8 protein-coding genes are annotated in these 12,247 nt (G+C 59.8%); all 8 read left to right on the top strand.

The window, feature by feature from the left end; all coding sequences use genetic code 11:
• The first annotated feature begins 289 nt into the window (after window positions 1–289).
• The 8 genes from dxs (at window position 290) to HDF15_RS24950 (ending at window position 12,072) form a co-directional block, all read left to right on the top strand.
• On the top strand, window positions 290–2,170 hold the full coding sequence (dxs, locus tag HDF15_RS24985; protein ID WP_184261016.1) for a 1-deoxy-D-xylulose-5-phosphate synthase: 1,881 nt from the start codon (window positions 290–292) through the stop codon (window positions 2,168–2,170).
• Between the two features lie 403 nt (window positions 2,171–2,573).
• Window positions 2,574–5,219 carry a TonB-dependent receptor domain-containing protein gene (locus HDF15_RS24980; RefSeq protein WP_311733208.1) on the top strand — a complete coding sequence of 882 codons (2,646 nt, stop codon included), beginning with the start codon at window positions 2,574–2,576 and terminating at the stop codon, window positions 5,217–5,219.
• Between the two features lie 257 nt (window positions 5,220–5,476).
• A complete protein-coding gene (locus HDF15_RS24975; protein WP_184261010.1) occupies window positions 5,477–6,172 on the top strand; it encodes a Fe2+-dependent dioxygenase in 696 nt (231 codons plus the stop codon).
• 110 nt (window positions 6,173–6,282) lie between these two features.
• Complete coding sequence (locus HDF15_RS24970; RefSeq protein WP_184261007.1) at window positions 6,283–6,897, top strand: DUF2127 domain-containing protein; 615 nt, start codon at window positions 6,283–6,285, stop codon at window positions 6,895–6,897.
• A gap of 535 nt (window positions 6,898–7,432) precedes the next feature.
• Window positions 7,433–7,879 carry a division/cell wall cluster transcriptional repressor MraZ gene (locus HDF15_RS24965; RefSeq protein WP_184261004.1) on the top strand — a complete coding sequence of 149 codons (447 nt, stop codon included), beginning with the start codon at window positions 7,433–7,435 and terminating at the stop codon, window positions 7,877–7,879.
• A 42-nt stretch (window positions 7,880–7,921) separates the two neighbouring features.
• Window positions 7,922–8,815, top strand: coding sequence for a 16S rRNA (cytosine(1402)-N(4))-methyltransferase RsmH (gene rsmH / locus HDF15_RS24960; RefSeq protein ID WP_184261002.1), 894 nt, complete (start codon window positions 7,922–7,924; stop codon window positions 8,813–8,815).
• 270 nt (window positions 8,816–9,085) lie between these two features.
• Window positions 9,086–9,619 carry a cell division protein FtsL gene (locus tag HDF15_RS24955; protein WP_184261000.1) on the top strand — a complete coding sequence of 178 codons (534 nt, stop codon included), beginning with the start codon at window positions 9,086–9,088 and terminating at the stop codon, window positions 9,617–9,619.
• Window positions 9,620–9,729: 110 nt separating this feature from the next.
• Entirely contained in the window at window positions 9,730–12,072 is a 2,343-nt protein-coding gene (locus HDF15_RS24950; RefSeq protein WP_184260997.1) for a penicillin-binding protein, read from the top strand.
• Window positions 12,073–12,247: the final 175 nt, after the last annotated feature.

Here is a 12,247-nt window from a genome sequence, read left to right as displayed (position 1 = left end):
ATAGAAGTCTGTACGCAATCTGTTCGCAAAATACCCCTGGACAACTACGCCTCTCTTCATAGAAGGATGACCTTTCTGTGGGGACGTGAACAAAATAGGTGGCTAAGTCGCTGTCCTCGATTCGCCAGACCCTACCTAAAACCCGATTCTTACCTGCATCTCATTCCGTGGCCTGAAGGCTCGACTCACGACGCTGGCGGGAGAGCAGCAATATCCTCCGGTTGATACACTGGAAGGCTAGGCCTCCTTGCGGCAAATACAGCCGCGCGGCCCGAAGACGGGTTTTTGTATGAGCGAGTACTTAAGCAGGATCAAATCTCCGGCCGATGTGAAGCGGCTGGGGATGGTAGAGCTGGAACGGCTGGCGGAAGAGATCCGCGAGCGGTTGATTATCGGTGTCGCCAAGACCGGTGGACACATCGGCCCGAATCTCGGTGTTGTCGAACTGACGATCGCGATGCACTATGTGTTCGATACGCCGAGGGACAGCTTTGTCTTCGATGTCAGCCACCAGAGCTATGTTCACAAGCTGTTGACCGGCCGCGAGGACCGCTTCGAGACGATCCGTCAGCCGGAGGGGTTGAACGGCTTCATGCTGCGGACGGAGAGCGAGCATGATTCGTTCGGCGCAGGACACGCCGGAACGGCCCTGAGTGCGGCGCTCGGCATGGCTGTGGCCCGCGATATGAGCGGCGGCAGCGAGCACATCGTGGCACTGGCGGGCGATGCCGCGTTTACGAACGGCATCAGCTTCGAGGCCCTGAACAACATGGCCGCGCAGACCAAGCGGCTGATCATCGTGCTGAACGACAACGAGTGGTCGATCGACAAGAACGTCGGGGCCATCGCCGAGTACTTCCACAAGATTGCGACGAATCCCACCTACGTCAACATTCACGACCGCGCTGCGGGGCTGGTTGAGAAGTTTGGCGGCAAGGCGGCGCTGCACATTGCGCGCAAGGCCGAAGAGGCTGCCAAGGGTATCGTTGGACGCGGCATGATCTTCGAGGAGTTCGGGCTGAGCTACTATGGCCCTCTGGACGGCCACAATCTGCCGCTGCTGATCGAGACCTTCAAGTTCCTCAAGCAGCAGAACAAGCCCGTCGTGCTGCATGCGCTTACCCAGAAGGGGCGCGGCTTCCAGCCGGCGCTCGAAAAGCAGAAGAAGTTCCATGGCCTGGGGCCCTATGACCCGGAGACCGGCGAGACCAAAGCGGCGGCGCAGAAGACCTACTCGGAGATCTTTGCCGAGACCCTGACCAGGCTGGCGGACATGGACGACAAGGTCGTCGCGATCACGGCGGCGATGCCCAACGGCACGGCGCTCGACCTGTTTCGGCCGCACCATCCGAAGCGTTACTTCGATGTCGGCATCGCCGAAGAGCATGCAGTGCTGTTCGCGGCGGGCATGGCGACCAAGGGGTATCGTCCGTTCTGCGCGATCTACTCGACGTTCCTGCAGCGCGCCTTCGACCAGATCGTGCATGACGTGGCGCTGCAGAACCTGCCGGTTGTCTTCTGCATGGATCGCGGCGGGTTGAGCGGCGACGACGGCCCCACGCATCATGGGCTGTTCGATATCAGCTACCTGCGCGGTGTTCCGAACATCATCCATATGGATCCGAAGGATGAGGACGAGTTGCAGGACATGATGTTTACGGCGCTCTACCACCAGGGGCCGAGTGCGATTCGCTATCCTCGCGGAACCGGGCCGGGCGTGGCCTTGAAGGCCCATCCGGTGGTACTGGAGATCGGCAAGGCCGAGGTCCTGCAGGACGGCAGCGATATTGCGATCTTTGCCCTGGGGGCGATGGTCGCCGAAGCCGAGCGGCTGGCGAAGCTGCTCGAGGCGGAAGGGCAGAGTGTGGCCGTGGTGAATGCGCGTTTTGCCAAGCCAGTCGATGGCGAGTGCATCGGGCGGTACGCGAAGCGTTGCGGGCTGGTCGTTACGATGGAGGACCATGTTCTCGCCGGTGGCTTTGGCTCGGCGGTGCTGGAGAGCCTGAACGCCCAGGCGATCGAGGTTCCGGTCGTGCGGGTGGGCTGGCCGGACGAGTTCATTGAGCACGGAAAACCCGAGGCCCTGCATGCGAAGTATGGCCTGACGGCGGAGGCCGCGCTGGAGCGTGTGCGTCCGTTGTTGAAGAAGCTTGTGGGTGCGTCGATCTAAAGCTTGACGAAGAACAGGCACCCGTAAAAGCAACAGCCTTGACGCAAAGAGCGCCAAGTAAGCCAAGTTTCGCCACGGAAGCCGTGGCGAAACTTGGCTTTTGCTTTGCGACCTTTGCGTCAGGGCTGTTGCTGTGCGGGCGCTCGCAGCGGCGCAATGGCGAGTGCGAACTACATGTCAAAAATCGCACAGAAATTTTGATATACGACTTGCATAGTCCGAGATGTAAGGTAAGCTAATTGATATCGGACTGATGCAGTCGGTGTTTGTCGGAGCTTGAGGGAGCTTCCAGGGGAAATACTGGCTTTGAGATAGGGCGTGTGACTTGAGGACCATGCCACAACGGGGCGACGGGGGGCGCGTGAGGGCGAGCCGGCCGCTAACAATCAAAGGGAAGATCAACGTGAAGAAGCTTGCAAAGAATGGACTGACCCGCGGTACGAAGGCAAAACTGGTCACATTGGCAGCGGCAATGGCGTATGCCGCGTCAGGAAGCTCAAATGCGACGGCGCAACAGGTGGTGGCAGAGGCGGCGAAGGATCCGACCCCGGCCCAGTTGCCGGTACGGCGCTTCCATATCATCGAGGGCACGCTCGACGCGGCGCTGGAAGCCTACCGGACGCAGAGCGGCATTGCGGTCAAGCTGGAGATTCCTCAGGAGCAGCTTGCGGGCATCAAGACCTCGGGTGTAAGCGGCCTCTATGCCAATGACACGGCGCTGCGCCAGTTGCTCGCCGGCACCGGCTTGAGCTTCCGGTTCGAGGGCGCGGACACGGTATCGATCGGATTGCGGCACTCGGATTCGGTGGATGTGGCGGCAGGGATGGCCGATTCGGTGGTGATGGGCAAGTTCACGGAGTCCCTGCTGGATACTCCGCAGACGGTGTCTGTGGTACCCCAGTTCGTGCTGAAGGACCAGCAGAACCGTACCCTGATGGACGCGGTGCGCAATGTGCCGGGCATCAGCCTCGCGGCCGGCGAGAGCGGAGCGCAGGGCGACAACCTGACGATTCGTGGCTTTACGGCACGCAACGACATCTTCCTGGACGGCATTCGCGACTTCGGCAGCTATTACCGCGACAGCTTCAACTTCGACCAGGTCGAGGTGCTGGAAGGACCCGCAGGCGTGCAGTTCGGGCGCGGATCGACGGGCGGCGTCATCAACGAGGAGAGCAAGGTTCCGGCTACGGACAAGTTCGTGAACGTGCAGACCCAGTTCGGCACCGACCTGACGCGACGCGTCTCGGCCGATATCAACGAGCCTCTGCCGGACCTCTCGGAGGGCTCGGCGTTTCGCCTGAACGCGATGGGCACGGATGGCGGCGTGGCGGGACGCCCGTATGCGGAGAATCGCCGCTTCGGCATTGCGCCCTCAATCAGCTTCGGGCTGAATTCTCCGTCGCGGTTGACCATCAGCTACTTTCACTTCACCGAGAGTGACACGCCGGACTACGGTCTGCCGTGGCTCTTCAGCCAACTGGCTCCGGGCGTGAACCGGCACTCGTACTTTGGCTTCCCGGACGCGAACTTCCTGCGTACGAGCGATGACATCCTCACGCTGAAGGCAAATCACTCGTTCTCGCAGAACGTCGACGTGCATACGATCGCGCGCTGGGCGAACTATCCCCGCGACGTGCAGATTACCGAGCCGCAGCTCTGCTCGAATGCGGGTGTCAGCACGCCGGTTGGAGGCTATGTCTCGGCACTGCCGACCAGCGCGTATAACTCCGGGAAGACGTGTACCTATACGCTTGCCACTCCTGCCTCGCAGGAGCTGGTGAATCGCAACCAACTGCAGATCAAGAGCGTGGAGGGCGATCTGTGGGACCAGACCGAGGTTACGGCACGGTTCAAGTTCGCAGGCGTTCGCAGCAACTTTGTAGGCGGTGTCGAAGGCGGGCAGGAGATCTCCAACCCGATCAGGACGAGCTACACCGAGAACAAGATCAACTCGGTGACTCCGACCAATCTGGCGCATCCGAATCCGCAGGATGTGTTCTCGGGGATTGGGTATACCTCGTCGATCACGCATCTGAAGTCGGAGAGCGTCGGCGTGTACTTTGTCGACACCCTGAAGCTGGGACGCTTCATTGAGGCCAGCGGCGGAGTTCGCTGGGACCTCTTCGATACGGTGTTCAACCTGTATGCTCCTCCGCTCCCAGGCAATGCAACCGGTGGCACGCTGACGGCGGCCATTGCTCCGATCGAGCAGAAGGTGACGCAGCCTACCTATCGTGCGGCCTTTGTCTTCAAGCCGAATACGCATGGTTCGGTGTACTTCGATTACGGAACCAGCTTCAATCCTTCGGCGGAGTCGTTGAGCCTGAGTGTGTCGACGAAGCTCCTGCTGCCGGAAGAGAACGAGAGCTACGAGGTTGGCGCGAAGTACAGCCTGCTGCGCGAACGGTTGAAGGTCGAGGGAGCCTGGTTCCGCACGGAGAAGGACAATGCGCGCGAGACCGATCCGACCAACTCGAACAATGTGGTGTCCGCCGGTAACCAGTTGGTGAAGGGGGTACAGGCGAGCGCTGTCGGGCAGCTTGGCGGCGGAACGGACCTGGTGTTCGGATATGCGTACCTCTCCAGCCATGTGATCTACTCGCAGGTCTTCCCGACCTCGGTAGGCTTCCAGCTGGCGAACGTGCCGAAGCAGACGTTCAACTTCTTCCTGACGCACAACCTGCCGTTCAAGTTGAGCGCGGGCTTCGGCGGCAACTATGTGGCGAGCCGCACGGCGAGTTCGACGGTGCCGTATGTGCCGACCAGCTTTGGACCGGCGCAGACGTTTGCCGCGGGAAGCGCTCCGTGCGCTACGAGCGCGACTCCAACGGTGACGACCTGCTACCAGGTGCTCTCGACGGCGATGAAGCAGGTGCCGGGGTACTGGGTCTTCAATGCGATGGTCAAGCGGCCTATTAGCGATCACCTGGAGTTGCAGGCCAATGTCTATAACCTGGCGAACCGGTTCTATATCGACCAGCCGCATCCGAGCCACTTGATTCCGGGCGCAGGGTTGAGTGCGCTGATTGGGGCGAGCTTCAGGTTCTAGGCCTTTGCTTTTCTTGATTTGTCATTCCGACCCTGAGCGTAGCCGAAGGGGAGTGAATCTGCTTCCTCCCTGTTCTCTCCCGTGCTGGCACGAATGTTCTAGATGGTACGAATGAAAAACGGGAGGAAGCAGGTTCCTCAGCTTCGCCTCGGAATGACAAGCCAGAAAGGCAACGACAACAACAAAAGCAGAAGCAGATTCCCTGCGGGAATGACAAGCAAGAAAAGCAAGGGCAAAAGCAGAGGTAGAGGTAGAACATGCTCATCACAATTGAGAAGGTGCTCACGGCGGAGCAGGTTGCAGTAGCCAGGCAGAAGCTGGCCACTGCCGAATGGGTCGATGGCCGCGTCACTGCGGGCTATCAGGCCCAGGAGGTCAAGCGCAACGCGCAGATACCGGAGAACTCGCCGGTGGCGAAAGAGCTTGGCGAGATGATTCTTGCGGGGCTTGCGCGGTCGCCGCGGTTCATGTCGGCGGCGCTGCCGCTGCGAGTGTTTCCGCCGATGTTCAACAGCTATGCCGGAGGACAAACCTTCGGCACGCATGTCGACACCGCGATCCGCCAGTTTGCGACGACCGGCCAACGCATTCGTACGGACCTGAGCGCGACGCTGTTTCTTACGCCGCCCGAGGAGTATGACGGCGGCGAGCTCATCGTGGAAGACAGCTATGGCGAGAAGAGCGTGAAGCTCGCGGCCGGCGATATGGTGCTGTACCCGGCGACGAGCCTGCATCGGGTCGAGCCGGTAACCCGGGGCAACCGCATCAGCTCGTTCTTCTGGATGCAGAGCATGATCCGGCAGGACGCCCATCGCACGCTGCTTTTTGACCTCGATGAATCGATCCAGCGGCTTGCACGCTCCCCGCACGCCACTACCCCTGAGGTGAAGCAGAGCTCGGTGCAGTTGACCGGGGTGTATCACAACCTGCTGCGGCAGTGGGCGGAGATGTAGAAAACAGAAAACTTGAGCTTCGGCGCAGCAGGATTGCGCCGGGGAGTGCCCACGTCACCCTCATGGCGTGGGCACTTTGCTTTGCCCTCTTCTGTGCCCGGGAAGATACGGTGCCGTTGACAAAGGGCTGGCAGGCTCGTCAACTGAAAGCGGATATGCAGGAAATTCTTTCGAACCCGAACTCAGCTAGTGCAGATGGCAGACAAGCTACAGGGCAGGCCCTGCACCCTCATGGCAAGCGTGAACGCGGGCTGTTGCTGGTGGGCCTCTTCAAGCTGAGCAAGGCGATCTTCTTTACCGCGCTGGGCGCGGGGGCGCTGCATCTGGTGCATCGCAACATCGGCGACCTGGTGATGCGGATCGTCGATGCGCTGCCGGTCGATCCCGAGGGGCGGCTGGTTTCGCTGCTGATGGATAAGGCGGACCTGATCGATACCCGGCATCTGCGCCAGGCCGGGGTGCTCTCCTTCCTCTATGCGGTGGTTTGCGTGGTTGAAGGTACAGGATTGATGTTGGAAAAGACCTGGGCGGAGTACTTCACGACCCTGCTGACGGCTGCGGCCCTGCCGTGGGAGATCTATGAGCTTTTCGCGCACTTCTCCGGGTTCAGGGTGGGGTTGCTGCTCGTCAATCTCGGCGTGCTGGGCTATCTGCTCTGGTTTTTGAAGAGGAAACGGCTGGAGGAGGAAGAAGCGGCATCGGCACATTCCTCGTCGTCATCCTGAGCCGTAGGCGAAGGACCCCCGGATTGGTCGTGGCACCGAGGCTCGGTGAAGACCACAAGGTCGGTTGGCATGTGAGTCCGTGGTGGCCCCCAATGCGGGGGGCCTTCGCCTACGGCTCAGGATGACGACGAAAAACAAGCAACGACGAGAAACGGGCATCCCCGAAGGCATGTACTCTGTGGTTTACACCTATGATTTGTCTTTGGGCGAAGGACTTTCGCCTTAATTTCGCCTACCTTAGAAGTCTTCGGAAAGGCAAGTAAGTCCGGCGATACGAATCACAGGGGTCAACACAACCTGTAGTAGTTAACACCTTGATTCCCACAATAGGCTGGATTTTCCACATTTCGCGTGGAAAAAGTCCGCTCCAATCACAATTTAGTGCTTTACAGAGGGCCTGTTAAGCGAGAGTCTGGTGGAGCGAAGTGGTCTGAAGTGGTCAAAAAAGGTGAATCAAGACCAAATTCACCTATGCAAGTGTACCCGGGGCCGGCTTCTCGAGTTGTAAGGGAAGGTATCGCCTGAGGTTCAGAGTATGTTTCGCGGAAATCACCCAACACGAGTGGACGAGAAGGGCCGGCTGAAACTCCCTGCCGACTTCAAGAGCCTGCTCCCGGTTGGGGAGGATGAGAAGCAGCTCTTTTACATCACCAGCAAAGACGGGAAGCGGGCTGAAATCTGGCCGCTGAAGGCGTGGGAAGAGGTCGAGGCCAAGCTGGCCAAGATTCCGAACATGAATCCGGTTAAGCAAAAGTTTCTGGACGTGACGAGCTACTACGGCCAGATGGCAGAGATGGACAATCAGGGCCGGCTGTTGGTTCCGCAGTTGTTGCGGGAGTCGGCGAAGGTATTGGCGGATGTAGTGGTCTTCGGGAAGCAGGATTATCTCGAAGTCGCGAACCGCGAGATGTTTGAGGCAGAGCTGAAGGCAGCTCCGCTGACGGCAGAAGATCAGGCAGCGTTAGCTGACCTGGGGCTGTAAATGGTATTGAGTCCCTCAGTGGGACGCATGGATGGCGGAACGATGGAAAGACCGCAACATGTGCCGGTTCTTTTGGAAGAAAGTCTGAAGTACCTGAAAGTACGGCCCGGCGGCGTCTACGTTGATGCAACGCTGGGGCTCGGAGGCCACTCGGCAGCGATTGCGAGGCAGCTTGGCGGGGCGGGGAAGCTGATCTGCTTCGACCGCGACCCGGAGGCAATGGCCAAGGCGCAGGCAAGGCTCGCAGCGGTTGCTGAGGAGCTGAGATCTGAAATGCCACAAGTGCGGTATGTGCCGCGAGCGTTCTCGGAGATTGCCGAAGAAGTTGAGCCGAACAGCCTGGATGGCTTGCTGGCCGACTTCGGCGTAAGCAGCCTGCAACTGGATGAGGCACATAGAGGATTTAGTTTTCGGACCGATGGACCGCTGGACATGCGAATGGATTCGCGCAGCGAGTTGACGGCCCAACAGGTGGTAAATCAGGCGGACGAAGAAGATCTCGCCAACTTGATTTACGAATTCGGAGAGGAAAGGAGGTCGCGGAGAATCGCCAGAGCCATTGTGCGGGCGCGGCCGATAGAAACGACAGCGGAACTCGCTCGAGTGATATCGGCCGTCGCCCCATCAATGAAAGGCGACAAGATACACCCCGCAACACGAACCTTCCAGGCCTTACGAATTCGAGTGAATGATGAAATCGGCCAGATTCAATCGCTGCTGAAGAGCGCGGAGTCTTTGCTGAAGCCCGGAGGACGGGTGGTGTTGATCAGCTTCCACTCGCTGGAAGACCGGCCAGTAAAAGACGCTTTTCGCGAAGGAGCGAAGGCGGGCAGGCTGGAGATTTTGACGAAGAAACCGGTTGTGGCCGGAGAGCAGGAATCGCTCCGGAATCCACGATCGCGCAGCGCGAAGTTGCGAGCTGCGGAAAAGGTTTAGAAGTGGCAAGTGATAAGTGGAAAGTGACAAGTAAGTAAGGTTTGCTACTTATCACTTGCCACTCCTCACTTATCACTCGTTTTAGAGATCGGGCCGGGGTTGTCCTGCCGTGCTTTCAGGCGAAAGACAACCAGTAACAAAAATTCCCTTCCTCCCATCAGCAACCCCGGCCCGGGTTGCACTCGTGAAGACGAGGCGAGATGAAGGGTGTGGGCAAAAAGTTTTGATGGAACGGCCTGGGTGCCGTGTAAGGGTTGAGGGAGGCAGACGATGGCGACAATGGCGATGGCAGGGCAGGAGATGGAGCGGATGCACACACGGCGTTCGGCGGGAAGCCGCGCGGCGGGCCGGACGAATCTGGCCGAGCGCAACCGCGAGCTCTATGAGCTGCAGCGGCCGCGTCGTCGTGGGCCGACACCGGAGATGTTCTTCACCAAGCACATCGACAACAGCCGCATCGTGAAGGCTGACGATCCCGAGCGCCGTCGTGAGATGCGCAGCTTCACCATCGTGATGACGCTGTTCTTTGCGCTGACGATGGTCTATGTGTGGCAGCACTTCTCGGCGATCGAGGTCGGCTACAGGGTAGAGGCGCAGAAGACGCAGGTTGAGCAGATGCGCGAGACCAATCGCCAGCTTCGCCTGACTGAGGCGCAGTTGAGCGATCCCGGCCGTATCGACCGCATTGCGAAGCAGCTTGGACTGGACGCCCCTTCGCCCGGACAGGTGGTTCGCCCGGATGGATCGAACGTATCGGCTCCTGTGCTGGCGCAGGCGCATATCCCGGCGTTGAGCGTGAACTAAGGTATCTGCAAGTGATAAGTGGCAAGTGGTAAGTGACAAGGGATGCCGCTTACCACTTGTCACTTACCACTTGCCACTCATTACTTGACTATGGAACAGGAACCCAAGACATGAAGTCGTCGCCACGGAAGGCACTGACCGCACCCATCCGCCGGGTGCGCTTTGTCTATGTGGCGATGGTTTTTTGCCTGTGGGTGGTGGCGATTGCGTTCCGTCTGGGTTGGCTGCAGATCGTTCGCCATGGGGAGTTCGTCAAGCGGGCGGCGGAGCAACAGCAGCGCACCTTTGAGGTTGCGCCGCGGCGTGGTGTGCTGTACGACCGCAATCTGCGCGAACTGGCGATGACGGTGCTGGTGGACAGCGTCTACGCGGTGCCGAGCGAGGTGGGAGATAATCGCGCGGAGGATGCGGCGCTCCTGGCCAAGGTCGTCCACACCGATTCTCTCGATCACCTCACAACCGAGCAGCAGATTCTTGCTCGAATGAATGCCTCGAAGCACTTCGCCTGGGTAGCTCGCAAGCTCGATCCGGAGACAGCGGAGCGTGTCAAAGAGCTGAACCTCAAGGGCATCTATCTTCAGAAAGAGTTCAAGCGTTTCTATCCGAATGCCGACCTTGCGGCGCATGTGCTGGGATATGTCGGCACGGATGACGCCGGGCTCGGTGGCCTGGAGCGTGAGTTCGACGATGAGCTGCACGGCACGCCCGGACATATGCTGACGGCGCTCGATGCCAAGCGGCACGTGCTGGGCTCGGAAGAGAGCGATCCGATGCCGGGTGAGAATCTCGTGCTAACGATCGATTCAAATATTCAGTACATGGCCGAGCGAGCGCTGGACGCCCAGGTGGCGAAGGTCAAAGCGCTGCATGGCACGATTGTGGTGCAGGACCCGCATACGGGACAGATTCTGGCGCTGGCGGTCTCGCCTCGATTTAACCCGAACGACTCTCGGCATCTCGATGCGGATTCTCTGACGAACCTGGCGGTGAGCGATATCTACGAGCCGGGCTCGACGTTCAAGCTGGTGACGTACTCCGCCGCGCTTGATGGTGCCGGCGTCAAGCCAACCGATATGGTCGACTGCCAGGGTGGCTCGATGACGATGTTCGGGCGCACACTGCATGACGACAAGGCCGATCACTACGGCGTCATCACGGTGCAGAAGGCGCTGGAGGAGTCGAGCGACGTGGGCGCGGCCAAGATGGCGCTGAAGCTCGGACCGGACAAGTTCTACGAGTATATGAAGGCGTTTGGTTTCGGCCAGCGCTCAGGCATTGAACTGCCGAGTGAAACGCGCGGCCTGCTGCGTCCCCCCAGAAAGTGGGGATCGACGAGCATCCTGTCGCTTGCCATCGGGCAGGAAGTTGGGGTAACTCCGGTTCAACTGGTATCGATGGTCTCGGCGATTGCCAATGGCGGAACGTATATTCCTCCGCATGTGCTGCTGCAGTCCACCGACCAGATGAAGGGCGATCCCCGGCTTCATGCCGCTCCCTTCCATCCTGTCGCGGACCTGCCTGAGACGTTGCCGGATGGTTCGCATCGGGTGATCAAGCCGTTCACGGCGGCGGAGATGCGCTCCATCATGGAGGGCATTGTTACCGAGGGAACGGGCAAGTCGGCGGCGCTTAACGGATATAGTTCTGCTGGAAAGACCGGCACGGCGGAGAAGATCGATCCGGCGACGCATACCTACTCGCACACCAAGCTGGTGGCGAGCTTCGCGGGCTTTGCGCCGGTGAATAATCCGGCGATCTCGGTGGCGGTCGTCATCGATACGCCGACGACGGTAGAAGGCTACGGTGGCATCGTCTCTGCGCCTGTGTTCAGCCAACTGGCGCAGGAGGTGCTGGAGTATCTCGGCATAGCGCACGACCGGCCGCTGAAGACCCAGCAGCAGATGGCACAGATCGCTGCGTCGGTTCAGCCCGAAGATGTTCAGGACAGCGCAGACGACCTGAGTGCCATGTTCGACCAGATCAACAGTTTGCCGGCGGACGATCCGCTGCGTCAGCCTGCGAACGCGGCGGCCATGGTGCAGAACCAGGCCGCCGATGCCGCTCAGGCGCAGAAGGACCAGCAGGCGGCGACGCAGGCTCACGCGAATTCAGCGAATTCGCTCTCCGAGAAGGTGCTGGCGGCGTTCCACGCGAATGGCAATACTACTTCGGTCATCAAGGATGAGAAGGTCGATGCAGGTAAGCCGATAGCGGCTCCGACGATTCAGCCGCAGGTGCAGGAGAAGTCGAATGGCGGGGTTGTCGTGGATGCGGGCAAGCGGGTGGCGGTGCCGGACTTTCATGGGGCCGATCTGCGCGCGGTGGTGGAGCATGCGGGCAGCCTTGGGCTGCGGGTGCAGCCGATAGGCAGCGGGCTTGCGCGGGAGCAGGCTCCGGCCGCAGGTACGATGGTGCCGTTGGGGACACAGGTTGTTGTGCGCTTTGCGCGGTAGTTGTCGTTTTTGCTTTTCTGGTTTGTCATTCCGAGCGCAGCGAGTGAACCTGCTTCCTCCCGCTCTTTGCTCGTATCACCCGGAAACTCATGGCAAAAACGAAAAGCTATGAACTGTACTGGCACATGAAATCTGTGACGGCATTAGCGAAAAACGGGAGAAAGCAGGTTCACTC

The sequence above is a fragment of the Granulicella mallensis genome, from assembly GCF_014203225.1.
Taxonomy (GTDB): Bacteria; Acidobacteriota; Terriglobia; order Terriglobales; family Acidobacteriaceae; genus Granulicella; species Granulicella mallensis_A.
The sequence above is the reverse complement of the archived record's forward strand: the minus strand, read 5'-3'. Positions and strand labels throughout refer to the sequence as shown.

Excerpts from the sequence above, each read along its gene's own strand:
- dxs (WP_184261016.1), top strand. The coding sequence starts at position 290 with ATGAGCGAGTACTTAAGCAGGATCAAATCTCCGGCCGATGTGAAGCGG.
- HDF15_RS24965 (WP_184261004.1), top strand. The coding sequence starts at position 7,433 with ATGTTTCGCGGAAATCACCCAACACGAGTGGACGAGAAGGGCCGGCTG.
- HDF15_RS24975 (WP_184261010.1), top strand. The coding sequence starts at position 5,477 with ATGCTCATCACAATTGAGAAGGTGCTCACGGCGGAGCAGGTTGCAGTA.
- rsmH (WP_184261002.1), top strand. The coding sequence starts at position 7,922 with ATGGAAAGACCGCAACATGTGCCGGTTCTTTTGGAAGAAAGTCTGAAG.
- HDF15_RS24955 (WP_184261000.1), top strand. The coding sequence starts at position 9,086 with ATGGCGACAATGGCGATGGCAGGGCAGGAGATGGAGCGGATGCACACA.
- HDF15_RS24950 (WP_184260997.1), top strand. The coding sequence starts at position 9,730 with ATGAAGTCGTCGCCACGGAAGGCACTGACCGCACCCATCCGCCGGGTG.